General features: G+C 74.2%; 15 protein-coding genes. 9 read left to right on the top strand and 6 right to left on the bottom strand.

Going from position 1 to position 21,128, the window contains the following annotated elements; genetic code table 11:
• The first annotated feature begins 121 nt into the window (after positions 1–121).
• Positions 122–1,624: a PLP-dependent aminotransferase family protein gene (locus ABZZ20_RS12980; protein ID WP_356869476.1), complete on the top strand. Its 1,503-nt coding sequence runs from the start codon at positions 122–124 to the stop codon at positions 1,622–1,624.
• Between the two features lie 228 nt (positions 1,625–1,852).
• Here ABZZ20_RS12980 and ABZZ20_RS12975 read toward each other — a convergent pair whose 3' ends face one another.
• Together ABZZ20_RS12975 and ABZZ20_RS12970 are read right to left on the bottom strand one after the other, a co-directional pair.
• A complete protein-coding gene (locus ABZZ20_RS12975) occupies positions 1,853–3,520 on the bottom strand; it encodes a hypothetical protein (RefSeq protein ID WP_356869475.1) in 1,668 nt (555 codons plus the stop codon).
• A 209-nt stretch (positions 3,521–3,729) separates the two neighbouring features.
• Positions 3,730–3,924 carry a hypothetical protein gene (locus ABZZ20_RS12970; protein ID WP_030162614.1) on the bottom strand — a complete coding sequence of 65 codons (195 nt, stop codon included), beginning with the start codon at positions 3,922–3,924 and terminating at the stop codon, positions 3,730–3,732.
• Positions 3,925–4,252: 328 nt separating this feature from the next.
• Here ABZZ20_RS12970 and ABZZ20_RS12965 point away from each other — a divergent pair, with 328 nt between their 5' ends.
• The 3 genes from ABZZ20_RS12965 (at position 4,253) to ABZZ20_RS12955 (ending at position 7,100) form a co-directional block, all read left to right on the top strand.
• Complete coding sequence (locus tag ABZZ20_RS12965; protein ID WP_356869474.1) at positions 4,253–4,675, top strand: ankyrin repeat domain-containing protein; 423 nt, start codon at positions 4,253–4,255, stop codon at positions 4,673–4,675.
• Between the two features lie 343 nt (positions 4,676–5,018).
• On the top strand, positions 5,019–6,416 hold the full coding sequence (locus ABZZ20_RS12960; protein ID WP_356869473.1) for a HEAT repeat domain-containing protein: 1,398 nt from the start codon (positions 5,019–5,021) through the stop codon (positions 6,414–6,416).
• Positions 6,417–6,587: 171 nt separating this feature from the next.
• A complete protein-coding gene (locus ABZZ20_RS12955; RefSeq protein WP_356869472.1) occupies positions 6,588–7,100 on the top strand; it encodes a DUF2867 domain-containing protein in 513 nt (170 codons plus the stop codon).
• Between the two features lie 41 nt (positions 7,101–7,141).
• On the opposite strand, the gene ABZZ20_RS12950 is transcribed toward ABZZ20_RS12955, so the two are convergent.
• The 3 genes from ABZZ20_RS12950 to ABZZ20_RS12940 are packed head-to-tail and all read right to left on the bottom strand — an operon-like array spanning position 7,142 to position 9,422.
• On the bottom strand, positions 7,142–8,053 hold the full coding sequence (locus ABZZ20_RS12950) for a biotin-dependent carboxyltransferase family protein (protein WP_356869471.1): 912 nt from the start codon (positions 8,051–8,053) through the stop codon (positions 7,142–7,144).
• The gene (locus ABZZ20_RS12945; RefSeq protein WP_356869470.1) at positions 8,050–8,667 is read right to left on the bottom strand and encodes an allophanate hydrolase subunit 1; all 618 of its coding nucleotides are present in this window, start codon (positions 8,665–8,667) and stop codon (positions 8,050–8,052) included. Before ABZZ20_RS12945 ends, ABZZ20_RS12950 begins: the two co-directional genes overlap by 4 nt.
• Positions 8,664–9,422, bottom strand: a complete 759-nt coding sequence (locus ABZZ20_RS12940; protein ID WP_356869712.1) for a 5-oxoprolinase subunit PxpA — start codon at positions 9,420–9,422, stop codon at positions 8,664–8,666. Before ABZZ20_RS12940 ends, ABZZ20_RS12945 begins: the two co-directional genes overlap by 4 nt.
• A 214-nt stretch (positions 9,423–9,636) precedes the next feature.
• On the opposite strand from ABZZ20_RS12940, the gene ABZZ20_RS12935 reads away from it, so the two are divergent.
• The 3 genes from ABZZ20_RS12935 to ABZZ20_RS12925 all read left to right on the top strand — a co-directional run bounded on the left by ABZZ20_RS12935 (position 9,637) and on the right by ABZZ20_RS12925 (position 16,999).
• Positions 9,637–11,142, top strand: coding sequence for a hypothetical protein (locus tag ABZZ20_RS12935; protein WP_356869469.1), 1,506 nt, complete (start codon positions 9,637–9,639; stop codon positions 11,140–11,142).
• 223 nt (positions 11,143–11,365) lie between these two features.
• The gene (locus ABZZ20_RS12930) at positions 11,366–12,268 is read left to right on the top strand and encodes a hypothetical protein (RefSeq protein ID WP_356869468.1); all 903 of its coding nucleotides are present in this window, start codon (positions 11,366–11,368) and stop codon (positions 12,266–12,268) included.
• 48 nt (positions 12,269–12,316) lie between these two features.
• Entirely contained in the window at positions 12,317–16,999 is a 4,683-nt protein-coding gene (locus ABZZ20_RS12925) for a hypothetical protein (protein ID WP_356869467.1), read from the top strand.
• Positions 17,000–17,060: 61 nt separating this feature from the next.
• Here ABZZ20_RS12925 and ABZZ20_RS12920 read toward each other — a convergent pair whose 3' ends face one another.
• On the bottom strand, positions 17,061–17,549 hold the full coding sequence (locus ABZZ20_RS12920) for a hypothetical protein (RefSeq protein WP_356869466.1): 489 nt from the start codon (positions 17,547–17,549) through the stop codon (positions 17,061–17,063).
• A gap of 346 nt (positions 17,550–17,895) precedes the next feature.
• Between ABZZ20_RS12920 and ABZZ20_RS12915 the strand changes: the two genes are divergently transcribed.
• A complete protein-coding gene (locus ABZZ20_RS12915; RefSeq protein WP_356869465.1) occupies positions 17,896–20,685 on the top strand; it encodes a nitrate- and nitrite sensing domain-containing protein in 2,790 nt (929 codons plus the stop codon).
• Positions 20,682–21,119, top strand: coding sequence for a roadblock/LC7 domain-containing protein (locus ABZZ20_RS12910; protein ID WP_356869464.1), 438 nt, complete (start codon positions 20,682–20,684; stop codon positions 21,117–21,119). The genes ABZZ20_RS12915 and ABZZ20_RS12910 overlap by 4 nt, the downstream gene beginning before the upstream one ends.
• The last annotated feature ends 9 nt before the right edge of the window (positions 21,120–21,128 follow it).

Genomic DNA, 21,128 nt, shown 5'->3' with positions numbered 1-21,128 from the left:
CACCCGCCCCCGGCCTGGTCCGGATGGCCGCCCCGTGGCACCCTGAGGCTGCTGAATCAATCCAATAGAGGTCACGCTCAGGGTCGAGCGGGGCCAATTCGATGAAGGTGGACCGGACAGCATGGCAGAGTGGACTTCGGCGGTGGGTGCCGCACAGCTCGCCCGTCTCATCACCTCCCAGCAGGAGCGGCCCGGCGTGGCCGGTGGCCGCAAGCTGCCCGCGTACCGGACCCTCGCCGACGGGATCCGGCTCCTCGTCCTCGAAGGGCGCGTCCCCGTCGCCGCCCGGCTGCCCGCCGAGCGCGAGCTGGCCGTCGCCCTCTCCCTCTCCCGCACCACCGTTGCCGCCGCGTACGAAGCCCTGCGTGGGGAGGGTTTCCTGGAATCCCGCCGCGGCGCTGGAAGCTGGACCTCCGTCCCCGCCGGGAACCCGCTGCCGGCCCGCGGCCTGGAACCGCTGCCGCCCGAGTCCCTCGGCTCGATGATTGACCTCGGTTGCGCCGCCCTCCCGGCCCCCGAGCCCTGGCTCACCAAGGCCGTACAGGGCGCGCTGGAGGAGCTCCCGCCGTACGCGCACACCCACGGCGACTACCCGGCGGGACTGCCCGCCCTGCGGCGCATGCTTGCGGACCGCTACACCGAGCGCGGCATCCCCACCATGCCGGAGCAGATCATGGTCACCACCGGCGCGATGGGCGCCATGGACGCCATCTGCAGCCTCTTCGCCGGCCGCGGGGAGCGGATCGCCGTCGAATCCCCCTCCTACGCCAACATCCTCCAGCTCATGCGGGCCGCCGGCGTCCGGCTCGTCCCCGTCGCCATGGCCGACGGCCTGGCCGGCTGGGACATGACCGTCTGGCGGCAGGTGCTGCGCGACGCCGCCCCCCGCCTCGCGTACGTCGTCGCCGACTTCCACAACCCGACCGGCGCCCTGGCCTCCGCCGAGCAGCGCCGCGCGATGGTGGAGGCGGCCCGCTCGGCCGGCACCGTACTCGTCGTCGACGAGACCATGGCCGAGCTCCAGCTGGACCCGGCGCTGGAGATGCCCCGCCCGGTCTGCTCGTTCGACCCGGCCGGCTCCACCGTGATCACCGTCGGTTCCGCCAGCAAGGCGTTCTGGGCCGGCATGCGGATCGGCTGGGTCCGGGCTGCCCCCGACGTCATCCGGAGCCTGGTCGCGGCGCGCGCGTACGCCGACCTCGGCACGCCGGTCCTCGAACAACTGGCGGTGAACTGGCTGATGCGGACCGGAGGTTGGGCCCAGGCGGTGGAGATCCGCCGCGACCAGGCCCGGGAGAACCGGGACGCCCTGGTGGCCGCGATCCGCCGGGAGCTGCCGGACTGGGAGTTCGAGGTGCCACTGGGCGGCCTGACCCTGTGGGCCCGCGCGGGCGGGCTGTCCGGCTCCCGGCTGGCCGAGGTGGGGGAGCGGGTCGGCGTACGGGTCCCCTCGGGTCCGCGGTTCGGCGTGGACGGGGCCTTCGAGGGGTACGTGCGGCTGCCGTTCACCGTCGGAGGGCCGGTCGCCGAGGAGGCCGCGGCTCGCCTCGCTGCCGCTGCCCGGCTGGTCGCGACGGGCGCGGGCGGCAGCGGGGCGGAGCCCCCGCGCACCTTCGTCGCCTGAGGCGTCCCCTCGAACCCTGCCGGTCGAGCCCGCGAGCTCCGGTGCCGTTCACCGTACGGGCGGAGGGTGCCCGTTGACCGGGCACTCCAGGCCGCCTTCGACAGCGGCGGCGAGGTACGGCGGCGGGCCGCGCGGACGTGGTCCCCGAGCGACCGTCCGGCTCGGGACCCGGGGCGTACGGGCGGCCAGCGGGCCGCATGGGCCAGCAACGTGCGCGGGCCCGCCGGTTCAGGGGCCCACGGGCCAGGGGCCGCGGGCCTGCGGCGTCTCGGCCGGGGCCTCCGCAACCGCCTCGGCCTCGACCGCCGGTCCCTGGACCCGGGCCGACGGCTGCACCAGGTGCAACGGCTTCGACAACGTCACGTGGGCCTTGCCGCCGGGAGAGGGCACAGGCCGCCCGGGCAGCAGTTCCAGCACCGCCTGGCGGTGCGCCGGGTACGTGGCGTCGTCGTACGGGTCGGGCGTCGAGGGCACCTGCAACCGGTACACGGGGCCCGAACCGAGCCGGACGTACCCGCGCCCGGGCGGCACCAGCGCCGTCGGGGTGGTGTGCGGCGGCAGCCCCAGCACGTCGGTGATCTGCTGGACTCCGGCGGCACCGAGCACGACCCGGGCCCGGGCGTGCTGCCAGACGGCGTCGTTCAGCAGCGCCAGGTGGTCGAACTGCTCGGCCACCACGACCGTGATGTGCGCGGCCCGCCCGTGCCGCAGCGGCACCTGGAGCTGGGCGAGCGGGTCGGGGCTCGCGTCCGCCGTCGCGAGGTGCGCGAGCACGCTGGGCCGGTCCAGCAGGATCCACAGCGGACGCCGGGTGTCCTCGGGCGCGGGGCGGTCCGCCTCGCGCGCCCGGTGGGTGGCGGTCAGCCGCCGCTCCGTCTCGCTGGCCGCCCATTCCAGGGTGGCCAGCGCCCCGGCCGGCCCCGACTCCACGGCCAGCACGCCCGTACGGCCGGACAGGCAGGAGAACTCCCCGCTGCCGCCGCCCTCGACGATCAGTACGTCGCCCCCGTGGTGCAGGGCCTGGAGGGCGATCGAGCGCAGCAGGGTGGAGGCGCCGCTGCCGGGCTGGCCGACGGCCAGCAGGTGGGGCTCGGTCGAGCGGGGTCCGGTGCGCCAGATCACCGGAGGCACGTCGCGCGACTCGCCGTCCTGCAGGACGGGCAGGGTCCGCTGCACGCCGCCCGCATCGGTGAAGCCGAGCACGGTCTCACCGGGCGAGGTCACGAACGGCTGGGCGGCGATGTCCGTCGGCAGTGCCGCGAGCACCGTCAGGTCGAGCTGGTTGCCCTCCTCGTCCCAGTCGAAGAGGTACTCCCGGCCCCGCCCGGACTTGGCGTGCAGCAGGGCTTCGATCCGGGCCCGGGAGGCGGCCTCGCCGTCGGTGAAGTAGGCGGGGTAGCGGATCCGGAGTCGGGTGATGCGGCCCCCCGCGTCGAAGGCGTAGTCGCTGAACGCCTTGTCCCAGTCCCCGCCGTGGGCGTAGAGCGGGTTCGGGTCCTCCGGGATGGAGAAGTAGGGGACGAGTGCCTCGTAGAGCGAGCCGAGTCGTTCGGTCTCGGTGTCGCTGGGCCCGGTCTTCACCGGGGTCCGGTCGCGCCCCTGCCAGGCCGCCGCCGCCATGAGGGTGATCAGGGCGAGGAGCGGGCCGTACGGGGCGAGCGCGACCACGAGGACGCAGGCGACTCCCAGGAACAGCGCGGGACCACGCTTGTCCTTGGGGGTCGCGGCCCACTTGCGCCGCCCGGCCGAAGCCAGGACGCGTAGGCCGCGCCCGATGGTGAGCAGCGGATGGAGGACGTCCGTGGCGCTGTCGGCGGCCGTCCGAGCGAGGTCGCGGCCCCGGGTCAGCGCCGAGGTGCCGCTGCTGAGGATGCGGGGGAGTGGGCGCCGGGCCACGGGCGTCTCCTGGAGTTGTGGTGTGGCGGGACGGTGCGGTCGGGGGACTCGGCCGGTCCGGGTGAGTCCGGTGGGTTGGACGAGCGGGCCGAGGGCGGAGTCCGGGCGTGCCCCGTGAGAAGAGGGCAGCAGCGCCGCGTGTGACGAGCGGGGTGCGGCGGGACGACAGTCATCGGCCCGCGACGTCGCCCGGACCTATCCAGACCCGCCTAGAGCTTGATCCCGCCGAGCAGGCTCGCGAGGCTCGCCGTGCTCGCCGTGATGCTCGGGGCGATGGCCGATCCGGCGAGGAAGAAGCCGAACAGCGCGCACACGAAGGCGTGCGACAGCTTCATCCCGTCCTTCTTGAAGAAGAGGAAGGCGATGATGCCGAGCAGGACGACACCTGAAATGGACAGGATCATGAGAGTTCTCCTGGTGAGTGGGGACAGTCACCATCAGTTGTTCCAGGCTCACAGGAAGTATCAATGCGATAAAAGGTGCATACGGGTGAATCAGGCCCTTTTTCACTTGGGCGGCGCAGTCCGACTGGCGCGTCCGGTCCGGAGCGGGACAACGCCGCCAACCGCCGCCACCGGGGATGCTTGCCTCGGCTGAGCCCCGTATGTGCAGGTCGGGGCGCTACTCTGGCGATTCACCCGTACGGACGCAGGGGCCTGGCCGTACGGCCCCCTGCCGTCCGGCCCGGGGAGACCCTTCAGCGTCACCAGCGAGTGAAAGGCGGTACGACAGATGAGCGAGCACGAGCCCACCCGGGGCGGCTCTCCGGACGCTCCCGACGAGGACGTCATCGAGCTGGCCACCAAGATCTTCGACCTCGCCCGCCAGGGCGAGACCGAGACGCTCGCCGCGTACCTCGACGCCGGAGTCCCGGCCAACCTCACCAACGACCGCGGCGACACCCTCGTCATGCTGGCCGCCTACCACGGGCAGGCCGCCACCGTCACGGCCCTGCTGGCACGCGGCGCCGAGGCCGACCGAGCCAACGACCGCGGCCAGACCCCGCTCGCCGGCGCCGTCTTCAAGGGGGAGGAGGCCGTCATCCGCGCCCTGCTCGCCGGAGGGGCGAACCCGGAGGCCGGAACGCCCTCAGCCGTGGACACCGCCCGCATGTTCGGCAAGGCCGACCTGCTGGAACTCTTCGGAGCCGAGTAGTCCGCTTTTGCCCGTGACCTGGCACGGTCTGACCGGCCACCGACCTCACGGGTTGGTCACGGCAGCCGTAAATGTGGTCGCGGCGCACAAACCGGCTGGGTCATCATGGCGTCGGATTCGATTCGCGGACACGGCGGACGGGCAGGAGCGGGCAGGACACGACGGGTGTCCGGGCCCACCCCCTGTGCACACCGGCCGCCCTGGTCGCGAAGCACCGACGAGAGTGAGAAGGCAATGGTCTACATCGAGCGGAACATGACGGCGGACGTCCTCACATGCTGTTACGCGGCCCTGTGAATCCCGATTCCCGGTTGCGTCCCCAGCTTGATTTGAGGCCATTCCCATGTTCGAACCAGTCATAGCGCCAAGCGGCACCCTGCTCGGGCTCCTCCAGCGGGGTCGCGGCGACGGCACGCTGCACGCCCTCGCGGCGCCCCGGTCGGAGGCCCTCGCGGCCCTCGACCAGTGCGTGCTCCGCGACCCGCGCCAGGACTGGCAGGTCGAGAACCGCTCCCTGTACTACGCCCGCCTGTACCTGGACCTCGACGGCCCCCTCGGCGAGATCGAGAACCACCTCTTCAGCGCCGACGACCTCGTCGACGACTCGGACCACCGGACCGGCCTCGCCCTGTCCGTCCTGGGCCACCTGGCCTCGTACGGCCGTGACGACGCGCTCATGCTGCTGCGCCGCTACGCCGCCTCGGGCGCCAACTGGGCCTGGGCCCTCGACGAGCTCGCCCTGCGCGACGACGACGAGGGACTGCGCGGTCTCGCCACGCCGGTCCTCGCCCGGTTCCCGGCCACCGCCGAGGGCGAGGCGCGGCTGGCCGCCGCCGTCCGTGACGCCTACGAGCCCCGGCCCTGGTGTCTGTGGGAGGAGTCCCCGCGGTACGGGGAGCGCCTGCGCGCCGCCCGGCAGCAGGGCTCCTTCGACCGCTGGCAGCGCCAACTCACGCCGAACGGGCCCCGGCCCGGCTGGGGGGTCCAAGCCGTCTTCGACTGGGCCGCCGACGGGCTGCGCCGCGGAACGCCGCTGCACGTACCCGCAGCGCGCTGTCTCGCCGCCGTCGCCGCACCCGAGGACCGCTCCACGATCCTCGCGGCCGCCGCCGGCGCCGCCGGCGAGGCCGCCCGGGCCACCGCCCTGCACCACCTGGTCCTCGCCGAACCGGAGAACCCGGCCGTACTGGACCTCATCGAAGCAGCCGGAGACGAGCCCGCCGTGGCCGCCTACGAGCGCATGTGCGGCCCCACGGCCGTCGAACGGGCCCGCCAGTGGGTCCACCGCCCCGACGCACTGGGTGCGGCCGCAGGCGCCCTCCTTGCCGCCCGCGGCGGAGCCGAGGACACGGGACTCGTCCTGGGCGCCCTGCGCTCCACCGTCCGCGGCTGCGGACCGGACTCCCCGAAGCTGTTCGCCCTGGTGGACGGGGCCGGCCGGCTCTCCATCGGCTGCGCGGCGCCGGTACTGCGCCACATCTACCGCGAGACGGCCTCCTCCCACCTGCGCGGGCGCGCGGCGCGCGCCCTGGCCAGCACGGACCCGTCCTTCGCGGCCGGCTTCGCCGTGGAGTGCCTCTGGGACTGCGAGGAGACCACCCGCGAGGTGGCCGCCCACCACGCGGAGACGGCTGACGCCCGCGTGGCCCCCAGGCTGCGCAGGCTGGCGTCGGACCCGGCCGAGGAGGAGGACGTGCAGTCCGCGGTGCGCAGCAGGATCGCACCGGAGTCGGCGGTGTAGCGTCCAGAGACCGGGACCGGGGTCGGGTCCGGGGCCCGGCCCGCCGACTCGGGGCGGGCGTGCAGTGTCGGTGGTGGCGGGTACGGGGGCCCGCCGGCAGATCGCGCCCCGTCCACGGCCGCATACCCTCGTACGCGTCAACGAGCCGACGGCGAGCAGGGGGTCTCAACGATGAGCAGGGCAGTTCGCAGACGCGTGACACCCGTGGTGGCAGCCGCGCGGGCCAGTCTCGGTTCCTACGACCACGTGGACGCCGTGGCGGTCGACGTGCCGGCCGGTACCAGCGCGGTCGAGTTCGCCCGGTCGCTGATGACGGGCAGTCCGAGGTGGGTGGGACGACTCCTCTCGCTGCGCGACAAGGCGGTGGCTCCCTTCGGCCTGCACGTGCAGGAGCGCGGAAGGGCACGGGACACCCGGATCGAACCGGGCGTGAAGCAGGGGCCGTTTCGCATCCTGGAGGTCACGGAGGACGAGGTCCTCTGTGGTGACGACGACAAGCACCTCGACTTCCGTGCCTCGTTCGCGGTGCGCCCCAAGGCCGACGGGTCGGGCCGCGAGGGCGTCTGCACGACCGTCGTCCGCTTCAATCGCCCCTACGGTCGCCTGTACTTCAGGGCCATCGAGCCGTTCCACCACCTAATCGTCGCCAGCCTCCTGTCCAAGGCCCGCCGCCCCGCCGCATGACGACCCTCGGCCTACGGGCTCTCTGCCTACGGGCTCTCTGCCTACGAGCCCCTGGGCGACGAGCCCTTGGCCCACCGGCCTCCCCGCACACCCACGAACCTCACCGGCACGCCCGGTCCCGCCTGGGCCGCGGCGTCCAGTGCCGGGCCCAGCGGAACCACCCCGACGACCGGATACCCGCCCGTCACCGGATGATCGGCCAGGAACACCACCGGCAGACCGTCCGGCGGGACCTGCACCGCACCCAGCACCATGCCCTCGCTGGGGAGTTCCCCGCCGCGGCTGCGGGCCAGCCGCACCCCGGCCTCGGTGCGGAGCCCGATCCGGTTCGACGCCGGCGAGACCCGGAACTCCGCACGCCACAGCGCGGCGATCGAAGCCGGCTCGAACCAGTCCGCCCGTGGCCCCAGTCGCAACGGCAGCACCAGCTCGCTCGGTGCCCCCGGTACCCGCAGCGCGTCCGCCCCGAGGACCGGATCCGGGCCGGTCGGGCCCACCGGCAGGACCGCCCCGCCCGTCAGCACGCCCGGCCCCAATCCCGACAGCAGGTCCGTCGAGCGGCTGCCCAGCACCGGCGGCACGGCGAACCCTCCCCGCACCGCGACGTAGCTGCGCACCCCCGACTCCGCCCGCCCCACCTCCAGCTCCGCCCCGGCCCCGAGCCGGACCGGAGCCCCCCAGGCCGCCGGCCGACCCGACACGCGTACCGCACACGGCGCGCCCGTCACCACTACCGTCACCGGAGCCAGCGCGCGCAGGCCGACCCCGTCCACGGTGGTCTCCAGCGTTGCCGCGTCCCTCCCGTTGCCCAGCAGGCGGTTGGCCAGGTCGTGCGCCCCCGCGTCCAGTGCGCCCGACCGGGGCACCCCCAGGTGGGCGTGTCCGGGCCGTCCCAGGTCCTGGACAGTGGTCAACGCCCCCGGTCGTACCACCTCCAGTGCGGCCGAAGTCACCCCGCCACCTCCTCGAACCGCACCCGTGCCCCGGGCGTGAAGAGCGCCGCAGGTATTCGATGCGGGTCCCACAGCACGGCGTCCGTGGTCCCGATCAGTTGCCAGCCGCCGGGGGAGCAGCGCGGGTACACCCCCGCGTACTCGCCCGCCAGCGCCAGCGAACCCGCCGGGACGGCCGTACGGGGGGTGTCCCGCCGGGGCAGGTGGAAGCGTTCCGGCAACCCCGTCAGGTAGCCGAAGCCGGGCGCGAACCCGCAGAAGGCCACCCGGAACGCGGTGCCTCCGACGATCACCGGCACCTCCTGCTCCGCGACGCCCCACAGCCGAGCCACCACGGACAGGTCCGGTCCGTCGTACCGCACCGGGACGGTGACCAGCGGTCCCTCGGTCTCCGCGAGCGGCGCGACCACCCAGCGCACCACCCGTTCCGCCAGCGCGTGGGGCTCCCGCACGCCGTCCAGCAGCACGGTCCGCGAGGCCGGCACCACGTCCCGTACGCCGTCCAACTCGCCCGCCTCCCGTCGCCGGAGCAGCTCCGCGTGCAGCGCCGCCACCTCCGTCGCCGAGTCCAGCTCGATCAACAGCGCCTCACCCCCCACCACCCGCGGCCTCATGCAAAGGCCTCCACCCGGACTCCGGCCGCGCCCAGTGCCTCGCGGACCCGCAGGGCGAGCTGCGCGGCCCCGGGGGTGTCCCCGTGGAGGCACAGCGAGCGCGCCACCACCGCCACCCGAGACCCGTCGGCGGCTGCCACCGCGCCCTCGGCGGCCATGCCGACCGCCCGCGCGACCACCGCTTCCGGATCGTGCACCACGGCCTGCGCCTCACCGCGCGGCACCAGTGTGCCGGCGGCCGTGTACGCCCGGTCGGCGAAGGCCTCCGGTACGGCCGTGAGCCCCGCCGCCTCGGCGGCGACCAGCAGGAGGGAGCCCGGCAGACCCAGTACGGGCAGGTCCCCGGTGCCGGCGGCCGTCCGCACTCCCGCGACGACCGCGCCGGCCTGGTCGCCGTCGTACACGGTGCGGTTGTAGAGCGCGCCGTGCGGTTTCACGTACGAGACCCGAGAGCCGGCCGCCCGAGCAAAGACCTCCAGCGCCCCGATCTGGTACGCCACCTCGTCGGCCAACTCACCGGCCGGTACGTCCATGGAGCGCCGCCCGAAACCCGCCAGGTCGCGGTACGAGACCTGCGCTCCGATCCGTACGCCCCGCTGCGCGGCCAGCTCGCAGACCTGGCGCATGATGGACGGGTCGCCGGCGTGGAAACCGCACGCCACGTTGGCGCTCGTCACGACGGACAGCAGGGCCTCGTCGTCGGTCAGCGTCCAGCGCCCGAAACCCTCACCGAGGTCGGCATTGAGGTCGATCAAAGGTGCGATCATGGAAGCCATGCGGTGAGGGTAGAACAGCGCCCGCGCCCCGGTGCCGTCTTCCCCGGAGTCCAGGAGCCGCCCGGGAAGCGTCTGGACGACGACGGGCCGACGTCTGGACGACGTCCGGACGACGACGGGCCGACGTCCGGGACCGATCAGGCCGAACTATGCCGTTTGGGATGTTGTCCGTGTCAGCGCCTAGTCTTTGTCCGTGACTCTCCCTGCCCCGGCGAAGACCCCGCCGTCCCCGGCGCCGGGCCCGGCCGCCGACGAGGGCCTGGCCCGACGGCTCCGCGCGCTCGCCTGCACCGCCCCGCTGCACGACCTCGACGTACGCAAGGCCAATCTCGCGGGCGAGTACGGGATCTACGCAATGGCGGAGGTCGCGCTCGCCGCGATCGATCTGGTCACGCTCAACATGGACTTCGACACCGGCGCCGACCACGAACAGATAGTGGCCCGGCTGCTCCCGCGCGTCGCCGCCCAGGCACCGGCCCGCCCAACGGCCGAGCACGAGCGGGTGGCCCGGTGGGTGCTCGAGAACCTGATCAACGTCGGCAGCGTGGACCGCGGCTTCCGCGCGATCTACGGCACCTTCGGACCGGACGGGGTCTACGTCCGCCGCGACTACGACTTCAAACTGATCGAGGAGGTCCCGGGCTACGGCGGCGCGGTCTACCTCCGCACGACCGACGAGGCCGTCAACGTGCTGGTCGGCGCCCTCGACACGGACGTCACCAGCGCGCAGATCGCCGCCGAGGTGAAGCTGGAGGTCCTGATCAGCCGGGGCCGTCTCGCGGACGCGCAACTCGCCGCCGAGCAGGCCCGCTACCGCACGGTCCAGTACGCCGAGACCCTGCGCCGCACCCTCGACGCCACCCGGCGCAACGTCCGGGCCGTGGACTGGCTCCGGTCCGTACCCGACATGATCGAGGAGGCCCTCGACCACGTCGCCGACCGCTACCGCCACGAGAACGCGATCCTGACGAACATCCGCAAGGCCCGCGACGAGGCCGAGGAGCCGGAGAACAAGCGGCGTGCCGCCGAACTCGTCGACATCGTCAAGGACTGCATCCGCCGCCACACCCAGCTCCAGTCCCGGCTGCTCGACGCGGGCCCGCTGTTCCGCGCCGAGCAGGACCGGCAGGCCTTCGCGGCCCCGGCGCCGCGCTCCGGGATCGACCTGTACGGCCAGCTGGTGGCCCCGATCCTGCCGCTGCCGGTGGAACAGGCCAGCCGGATCACGGACGCCTTCTTCGCATCGGGCACCGGCCTGCGCACACCCGTCTCGGTACGCGTCGCCGACCTGGTCGAGATCCTGCTCACCCCGCCGGTGGAGCGCGAGCACCTCGGAGCGGAGATGCCGGAACCGGACCTCATCGCCACCCCGGACGACAGCCGCTTCAGCGAGGAGCAGCTCGCCGCCGCGACGGAGCTCCTCGACCTGCCGCACGACGCCCCGCGCCGCCTGTCGGGCCTCCTCGCGCAGGCTCGGCTCAGCGACCCGGACCTGCCCTACTTGGTGGCCCTGTTGGCCGTCCACGCGGCGAGCCCGGCGGTCGGCACGGCCTACCGCCAGGGCGAGGAGCGGCTGCTCTTCGCAGTGGACGACGGCACGGAACTCGACGACCCCGAATTCGGCGGTGCGGACCTGATCGTCGGCACGGCCCTCCTGGACGCGGCCGCGATGACGGCGGACCGCACGGAGGCCGCATGACCACCGGCCCCGCCGGGCGAGGAACGGGTCCGGCGGCCGGCCACGGCGCCGGACCGCAACGGCCGACCCGGTCGGCCCTGCGACCCGCCACCGCCGGGGCGCGGCCCCCGGCAGCCCGCCGCCCGGGAACGCCGGGGACCGCCCCCGCTACCGGTACGGCGTGTGTCCGAGATACCAACCCGCCCGCCGCCGAAACCACCGCACACCACGAGAGGCAGTACCCGTGAGCGACCACCACGCCGAGCACCCCGCGTGGAGCGAGGCCGACGCATCGTCGGCCCCCGTCGCGCCCGCGCACAGCGCCGGGGTCACCCCTGCCGATGCCGCGGACGCGGCCCGACTCGTCGCCTTCGGGCTGCAACCCAAGCTGCTCCCGGCCCGCGACGCCGAGTACGCCGAACTGCTCCGCCGCTACCGCGAGGACCCCGCCTTCGGCCGCCTCGCCGACGCCGTCGCCACCGGCCTCGGCCTGGTCGTCCTGGAGGTGTCGCCGCGCGCCGGCATGGCCGTCGCCGCCGGTGAGGACTCCGTCTTCGCCGTCCGCATGGGCGACTACGCACGCCGCACCACCGCCGACTCCGCCGACCGGTTCCTGCACGGCCTCGCCCACCTCGCCGTGGCGGCCCTCGCCTTCCCGCGCCCCGAAGACCTCGCCGACGACGGCTATATCGGCCGCGTCACCGTCAACGGCGTCGACGCCTTCGTCCGGCAGACCTGCCGCCGCCTGGAAGAGCGCGCCGAGGAACTCGGCGAGAACACCGACCCGGCCACCGACGCCCCCGGACTCGAAGCAGCCTGGCGCGTCTACGCCCGCCGCAGCGCGACCGGCGCGACCAAGGACGCCCGCCGCCTCGCCGGCTCCACCACCGGCATCGTCGGCAAGGCCGCCGCCTTCCTCACCGACTCCGGCTTCCTCCAGCGCACCGGCGACGACGCCGGAGGCACCTACCGCACCACCCCCCGCTACCAGCTCCAGGTCCGCGACATGGCGGGCAGCGCGGCCATGGCCGAACTCCTGGAACTCGGCGTGGTCCCCGTCAGCGACGGCACCGCCAGCCTCCTCCCGCCGCCCGAGGGCGACGACCTGGAGCTCGCCGCCGACGCCGGCCTGCCCTTCCACGCCTGAGTTCCCGATCCCCGTACGACCCACGAGACACCACGAGAGTCCGCCGCCATGTACGAGCTGTCCCGAATCCGCCTCTACTCCATCGGGCCCGCCGGTGCGCGCTACGCCGACACCGTGCTCGACCTGCGCGGAGTCGGCGCGCCGGTGCCCCACCCGGCGCCCGCCCAGGCGGAGTTCTTCGAGGACGAGCCCACCGGCCCGCCGCGCCGCCCCGCGCCCGCCGGCGTCCTCTTCCTGGAGAACGGCGGCGGCAAGTCCGTCCTGCTCAAGCTGATCTTCTCGGTCATGCTGCCCGGCCACCGCAACACCCTCGGCGGCGCCAGCTCCGGCGTGCTGCGCAAGTTCCTGCTCGCCGACGACTGCGGGCACGTGGCCCTGGAGTGGCAGCACACCCAGACCGGCGAGTGCGTGGTCGTCGGCAAGGTCAGCGAATGGCGCGGCCGCCAGGTCTCCAACGACCCGCGCAAGTTCGCCGAAGCCTGGTACTCCTTCCGCCCCGGCCCGGGCCTGAGCCTGGACAGCCTCCCCGTCGCCGAGGCCACCGCCGTACGCCCGCCCGTCGAAGGCGCCTCCGGTGCCCAGGGCCGGCGCCGCACGATGAAGGGCTTCCGCGACGCCCTCACCGAGGCCGGCAAGGCGTACCCGCACCTGGAGGTGTACTTCGAAGAGATCCACGACCGCTGGAACGAGCACCTCACCGAACTCGGCCTCGACCCCGAACTCTTCCGCTACCAGCGGGAGATGAACGCCGACGAGGGCGAGGCGGCCGGCCTCTTCGCGGTCAAGAAGGACTCCGACTTCACCGACCTGCTGCTGCGTGCCGTCACCGACACCCGCGACACCGACGGCCTCGCCGACCTGGTCCACGGCTTCGGCAACAAGCTCGGCCGACGCGCCGAGCTGATGGCCGAACGCGACTTCACCGCCGGCTCGGTGGACCTGCTCACCAAGATCGTCGAGGCCGCCGGGACCCGAGCCCGACTGCGCGACGTCCACGCGGGCGCGGAACGCCGCACCCGAACCCTCGCCCGGCGGCTGTCCGCCCGCGCCGGCGAGGAGCGCGCCCGCGCCGCCGACCTCGCCCAGCGCGTCACCGACGCCGCCCACCAGGTCACCTCCGCCGAGTCCGCCCGGGCCCGCAGCGCCGCCGTCTCCGCCGAACTCGCCTACCGGCACGCCTCGCTGGCCCTCACCGTCGCCGACAAGGCCGCTGCGGCCCAGCGCCGCGAACTCCTCGAAGCCCGCACCCTGGCCTCCGCCTGGCAGGCCGCCGAGATCGTGCTGCGCCACCGGGCCGCCGCCGACCGCTCCGCCCGGGTCGCCGCGGCGATCCTGGAGGCCGAACGGGACGCCGCCCCGGCTCTGGCCGCACGCGCCACGGCTGCCGCCGAGCTCGTACGGGCCCTGCACACCGCCGCCGAGGACGGCGAGCGGGTCGCCAATGAGGAAGAGGAACGCTCCGCCGCCCTCCAGGAGGCGGGCGAGGCCGCCCACCGTGACGCCACCGCCGCCGCCACGGCAGCCCAGCGCGCCCGCAGCGAGGCCGAACACCTGCGGGCCCGGCTCGCCGAGGTCCAGCAGGAGACGGCCGAGGCCGTCCGTGCCGGCTGGCTCGACGACTCGGCGCCCGACGCCGACCCCGCCCGCGCCGCGCTCGCCGCCAGCGACGCCGAGAAGACGGCCGTCGCCGCCTGGGACGAGGCCCGCGACGCCGCCCGCAGCGCCGCCGACGCCGCACGCGAGGCCGCCGCCGCGGAATCCCGCGCCGAACTCACCGCCGCCCGTGCCGCGGACGCCGCCGACGCGGCCGAAGCCGCCCACGCAGCGGAACAGCGCGCGGCTGCCTCCCTCGCCGCCTCCCCCCGCCTGGCGGCCCTCCTGGGCCTCCCGTCGGCCCCCCATGTCTCGGTCCCGGGCCCCCGCACGGGTGACGCCACCGCCGGGTCCGCAGCAGCCGGAGCGCACAGTGCGCACGGCTCCGGGCAAACCCCCGACGCGCCCGCCGGAGGGCTCAGCGCCGAGGACCTCGATCGGAACGCCGACGACCTTCGCGCCCTGCTCACCGACGGCGTCGCCTCGGCCGAACGCCAGCTGTTCGAGCTGCGCACCGCCGCCGCCGACGACGCCCGCATCCTCGGCGCCCTCGGCGACGGCGGACTGCTGCCGCCCGGCCCCGACGTCCTCGCCACCGTCGAGTACCTCGGCGAGCACGGCATTCCGGCGCTGCCCGGCTGGCGCTACCTCGCCCAGTCCGTGGACCCGGCCGACCACGCCGCCGTCCTCGCGGCCCGCCCCGAGCTCGTCGACGGCGTCGTCATCACCGACCCCGACACCCACTCCCGGGCCCGCGAGGTCCTCTCCGGCGCCGCACTGCTGCCCCGCTCGACCGTCGCCGTCGGCACCGCCGCCGCCCTGCTGGCACCCGTGCCCCCGGCCGGCGACGACTCCACCTCCGCCGTTTTCCTCGTACCGCCGAACCCGGCCATGCACGACGAGCACGCCGCCGACGAGGAGCGCCAGGCGCTGCGCACCCGCGCCACCGCCCGCGACACCGAGATCCGCGACCTGGCCGCCCGCCTCGCCGGAGACCGCGAGCTCGCCGCCCGCCTCTCCTCCTGGCGCACCGGCTGTCCGCCCGGCCGCCTCGCCGAGCTGGCCCGGCAGGCCGGGGCCGCCCGCGCCTTCGCCGAAGAGGCCGACGCCGAGCTCGCGGAGGCCCGTACCGTACGCGCCGAAGCAGACGAGGCAGCCGCCGACGCCGCCCGCGTCCGTGACGAGCGCCAGGACTCCGCCCAGCGGGCCCGCCGCGCCGCCGACGCCCTCGCCGGCCTCGCCTTCCGGCTGCGCGAGCGCACCGGCTGGCAGGCCAAGGCCCGCGAACTCGCCGACGAGGCCGCCGAATCCGAGGCCCGCGCCGAGGCCTGTCTCGACCGGGCCCGCGCCGCCGACGAGGACCGCCGCGCCGCGCAGCGAGCAGCCGACGACGCCCGCCGCACCGCCCGCGCCCTGCGCGCCGAGCGCGCCGAAATCGCCGGCGCCCCCGACCAGCTCCCCGAGCACGACGCACCGCGTGCGCCGCTGCCCGACCTCCGCGAGGCCTACCGGGCCGCATCCCGGCTCTACGAGAAGGTCGGGGTCGGCGCCGACCTGCGCGCCGAACAGGCCCGCGCCGAGAGCGAGGAGAGCGCCGCCCTCGCCGAACTCGACCGGCTCACCAACAAGGTCCGCACCCGCGCCGCCCAGCTCCTCGAAGGCACCGACGGGGCCGACGGCCCCTCCCGCCAGGCAGCCGCAGCCCGCGCCGAGTCCCTCGTACAGATGCTGGAGACCCGCGCGTCGACCGCCAGCGAGCAGCTCGGCCGACTGCGCGGCGAGGCCGAGCGGCACGCCCCCACCGAGGGCGAGGCCCACACCGACCTGCCCGAGGAACTGATCCCCCGGAACGTCGAACAGGCGCAGGTCCTGCTGCGCACCGCCACCGCCCAGCTCGCCGCGCACACCACGGCCGTGGAGACCGCCCGGGCGGCCCACGCCGACCTGCTGCGCGCCCACCGCGCCGCCGAGGACGGAGCCGGAGGCTTCGACGAAACCGCGGCCATGCTCCGGGACCAGCTGCGCGACCACACCCACCAGGACGACGAGCAGGAGCCGTCGGCCCACCCGGGCACCCTGGAGGAAGCCCGGCAGTCCGCCGCCGAGGCCCGCCGCTCCCTGCGCGGCTGTGCGGCCGACCTCTCGGCCGCCGAATCGGCGGTGCGCGAGGCGAGCGACGTCCTGGTCCGCCACGCCAACGCCAACCGCTACGAGCAGGTGCGCACCCCCGCGCGCCAGCAGATCCGCGAACTGCCCGCCTCCGCCCTGCCCGAGCACGCCGCGGCCTGGGCGGCGGCCTTCGCCCCCCGGCTGCGCGTCCTCACCGACGAGCTGGCCCAGCTGGAGCGCAACCGCGACAGCATCGTCGACCGGCTGCGCGGACTGGTGGAGTCCGCCCTGGCCACGCTGCGCTCCGCCCAGCGGCTCTCCCAGCTCCCCGAGGGCCTGGGGGAGTGGTCGGGCCAGGAGTTCCTGCGCATCCGCTTCGAGGAGCCCGACCAGGCCACCCTCACGGAGCGGCTGGGCGAGGTCATCGACGAGGCGACCCGCACGGCCGTGAAGAAGAACAGCAGCGCCTCCTTCGGCGAGGGCCGCCGCGACGGCATGTCCCTGCTGCTGCGCGGAGTCCAGGCGGCCCTGGAGCCCAAGGGCATCTCGGTCGAGATCCTCAAGCCGGACGCGGTGCTGCGCGCCGAACGCGTGCCGGTGGGCCAGATGGGCGACGTCTTCTCCGGCGGCCAGCTGTTGACCGCCGCGATCGCCCTGTACTGCACGATGGCCGCGCTGCGCAGCAACGACCGTGGCCGCGACAAGCACCGTCACGCGGGCACGCTGTTCCTCGACAACCCGATCGGGCGCGCGAACGCCACCTACCTGCTGGAACTCCAGCGGGCCGTGTCCGACGCGCTCGGCGTCCAACTGCTCTACACGACCGGTCTGTTCGACACCACGGCCCTCGCCGAGTTCCCGCTGGTCATCCGGCTGCGCAACGACGCGGACCTGCGGGCGGGCCTGAAGTACATCAGTGTCGAGGAGCACCTGCGTCCCGGTCTGCCCCAGCAGTCCGCGCAGGAGGAGACCATCCACGGCGAGATCACGGCGACCCGTATGTTCCGCCGCTCCGCCGTCGGCTCCTGACCACGGCTCCGCGCGGGCGCCCCGCCGGCCCCGCGCGGGTCCGGCAGGGCACCCGCACGGGTCAGCCCCGGCCCGTGCTCGCCCGGTACCGCCGGTCGGCGGTCGCGGCCGGCCAGGCGGCCGGCCGGCTGGCCCGGCCCTCGCCGCCGCGCGGTATTCGGCCCGTCCGCCCGCTCGGCTCCGGGCGGGTCTCCCGGCGGACCCGACGCCGCTCGCGCCGACGGTCCCGCGCCGTGCTGCTCGGTTCCGACACCACGCCGTACCGCTGGTTCCACATCTGCCGGGTGATCAGTACGTCCAGCACACCCCAGGTAGCCACGACGGTCCCGGCTATCGCACCGAGCGCCATCGGGAAGGCCAGCCAGGACCCGGTGAGCATGAGGAAGAACGTGATCGTCGCCTCGGTCAGCGTGAGGGCCACTATCAGTACCGCCCGCACCGCCGACTGACGCACCGGGTCCGGCATCCGGCGCTGCCGGGCCGGCTCTTCCTCCCACAACGACCGCCCCGGCGCACCCACCACCGGGCCGGTGTCCTCGTCCATCCCCATCGCACGCTCCCACCCCGACGAATCCCCTCGAACAGGTAGACGTTTCACGTCGCCGAGAGATTCCCGTATCCCGGACCCTTCCCAGCACCTGCCCATCCCGGAACGAAGAATTCCAGCCATCCATTCGGTTGCAGGTACGGATACCCCACCAAGTGTCATCTACCGCATAACGGGCCGCTCTTGACCGGAAGTATCGGACAACTGGTGATCTTCGCCCAGTGGTCCGGCCGAAAACGTCCGGACACGCCTTCGAAGCCGGCCCGCGGCAGTAGTAGGCTCACGCCGTTTAAATGACGGAACACCAACCCCCGACAACGGGGTTGAGCTGGGGGAGGCTGGGGAGGCCATGCGCTTTCGCGGGAAGTCCATCCGCCGGAAGATCGTGGCGTTGCTCCTGGTGCCGCTCGTCTCCCTCACCGCCCTCTGGGGCTTCGCGACCGTCATCACCGGCCGTCAGGCCGTGCAACTCCTCGACGTCGCCTACGTCATCGACAAGGTCGGCTACCCCATCGAGGACGTCGTCCGAGTCATCCAGAAGGAACGCCGCCAGACCCTCGTCGTCCTCGGCGACCCGCGCGCCTCCACCGCCACCGCCGAACTGGCCAAGCGCCGCGCCGCCACCGACGACCTCGTCAACCGGATCGGCAAGAACGCCAAGGACCCCGAGGTTGCGGAGGAGCTGGCCCCCTCGGCCGCCCAACGCCTCGACTCCATCCTCGAGGCCTTCCACGGCATCGGCTCGCTACGCCGGTCCGTCGACCAGAACACCCTGGACCCGAGCCAGGCCCTGGAGCTCTACAGCCGACTCGTCGACCCCTGCTACGAGTTCCTCCTGAACCTCCACGCCCTCGAAAACGTGGAGATGGACAAACAGGGACGCGCCCTCGTCGGCATCACCCGCGCCCGCGAAACCCTCTCCCGCGAGGACGCCGTCATCGCCGCGGCCCTCGCCGCCCGCAACGTCAGCCCCGCGGACGTCCGGCACGTCTCCGACTTCGTCGCCAACCGCACGCTGCTGTACGAGTTCAACCTCGCGATCCTCCCGGCAGCCGACCGGGAGCTGTTCGAGCAGTACTGGAGCAGCTCCGACACCAAGCCACTGCGCGACGCCGAGGAGCGGTTCCTCACGGGTGGCGCCGGCAAGAACCCGCGCCTCACCGCCGCCCAGTGGGACGAGGCCGCGAACAAGGTCCTCGACGACCTCGCCACCATGGGCACCGCCGCCGGCGACCGCTACCAAGAGCGCGTCGAACCCATCGCCATGAACGTCCTGGTCCAGGCCGCCATCGCCGGTGTCCTCGGCTTCATCGCCCTCGTCGTCTCCCTCGTCATGTCCGTACGCATCGGCCGCGACCTGATCCGCGACCTGTCCCGGCTCCGCAAGGAGGCCCACGAGGTCTCCGGCGTCCGACTGCCCGCCGTGATGCGCCGCCTGGCCGCCGGTGAACACGTGGACGTGGAGACCGAGGCCCCACGGCTGGAGTACGAGAAGGACGAGGTCGGCCAGGTCGGCCAGGCCCTCAACACGCTCCAGCGCGCCGCCGTCGAGGCCGCCGTCAAGCAGGCCGAGCTCCGCCGGGGCGTCTCCGAGGTGTTCGTGAACCTGGCCCGCCGCAACCAAGTGCTGCTGCACCGCCAGCTGACCCTGCTCGACACCATGGAACGGCGCACCGAGGACGCCGAGGAGCTCGCCGACCTCTTCCGCCTCGACCACATGACCACCCGCATGCGCCGGCACGCCGAGGGCCTCGTGATCCTCTCCGGCGCGGCCCCCTCCCGGCAGTGGCGCAAGCCCGTCCAGCTCATGGACGTCGTACGGGCCGCCGTCGCCGAGGTCGAGGACTACGAGCGCATCGAGGTGCGTCGCCTGCCGCGCCTCGGGATCGCGGGCCCCGCCGTGGCCGACGTGACCCACCTCGTCGCCGAACTCCTGGAGAACGCCACCGTGTTCTCCCCGCCGCACACCGCCGTCCAGGTGCTCGGCGAGCGCGTGGCCAACGGCTTCACCCTAGAGATCCACGACCGGGGGCTCGGCATGAACCCCGAGGCGCTGCTCGACGCGAACCTCCGGCTCGCCGAGACCCCCGAGTTCGAGCTCTCCGACACCGACCGCCTGGGTCTGTTCGTCGTCAGTCGCCTCGCGCAGCGCCACGGCGTCAAGGTCGTCCTGCAGCCCAGCCCGTACGGCGGTACCACCGCCGTAGTGTTCCTCCCGGCGGCCCTGCTGGCCGATGCCCCCGAGGCGAACGGCACCGGCCTGCGCCTCGGCGACGGCAAGAGGGCCAAGAACCCCGCACGAACCGCCCCGGCCGCGGTACGGCGCACTGCTGCCGGTCGCCCCCTGCCCGCCGCCGAACTGCGCGGCCCGGTCGAACTGGAGGCCCCGCTCGGTGTGCTCGGACTGGACGGCCTCGACGCCCCGGCCGCCCTGGACGAGGCCACCACCGGCATCGCCGGGCTCACCGGTATCGGCGGTCGCCCCGCCATGGCCACCCTGGACGACGAGACCCCGCCGAACGGCACCTCGCGCAGCGCCCTCTTGGGGCTGCGCCCGGTGGACCGGCCGCACACCGAGCGCAAGGGCGCCCGGGACCGCGAGCGTGAACCGCAGGCCCCGACCGGTCCGGTCCGGCTGGACAGCCACCGCCCCGAACCGATCCGCGGCGCCCGCCCGGACGCTGCCCGGTCCGCGGGCGCCGTACCCCTGCCGCGCCGTCGACCCACCCCGACGCTGGTCGCCGAGCACGGCCGCCGCGTGGAGCCGCGTCCGGTCTCCATGGTCCGGCAGCCCGCGTCCGAGCCCGAGCCCGGGCCGGCCGCCGCGTCCGGTGGCGCGGTGCCCGGTGGCGCCGCTCCCTGCGCGGCCGAGGCCGCGCAGGGGCCCGGTGGCCTGCCCAGGCGCGTCCGCCAGGCCAGCCTGGCGAACCAGTTGAAGAACGGTCCGGCGGCACCCGCCGAAGCCGCCGCAGCCCCGCTGACCGACCGCGACGCAGAGGACGTACGTACGCGCATGTCCGCGCTCCAGCGCGGCTGGACGGCCGGCCGCAAACAGCACGCACAGCAGCAGTCCGAGACCGGGGCAGGCACCTCCGCCGCCACAGGTGCCGGAAACGAGAACGAGGGGGACGGTCAATGACCGCACCGCAGACCGGCAACGACACCCGGGGCCGCGGCTCCGGTCCGCTCAACTGGCTCCTGGACGAGCTCGTCGACCGGGTCGGCAGCATCCGCAAGGCGGTGGTCCTCTCCGGCGACGGCCTGCCCACCGCCAGCTCCGAGGACCTGACCCGCGAAGACAGCGAACACCTGGCGGCCGTGGCCTCCGGTTTCCACAGCCTGGCCAAGGGGGTCGGCCGTCACTTCGAATCCGGCAGCGTCCGCCAGACCGTGGTCGAGCTGGACGAGGCCTTCCTCTTCGTCATGGCCGCCGGCGACGGCAGTTGCCTGGCCGTGCTGTCCGACGCCGACTCCGACGTCGGACAGGTCGCGTACGAGATGACCTTGATGGTCAAGCGGGTGGGTGACCACCTGGCGACCGCTCCGCGCTCCGGGCTACCAACCGGAGGGTGAGGCGGACGG

This window comes from Streptomyces sp. NPDC006430 (assembly GCF_040612395.1).
In the GTDB taxonomy this organism is placed as follows: domain Bacteria; phylum Actinomycetota; class Actinomycetes; order Streptomycetales; family Streptomycetaceae; genus Streptomyces.
The sequence above is the reverse complement of the archived record's forward strand: the minus strand, read 5'-3'. Positions and strand labels throughout refer to the sequence as shown.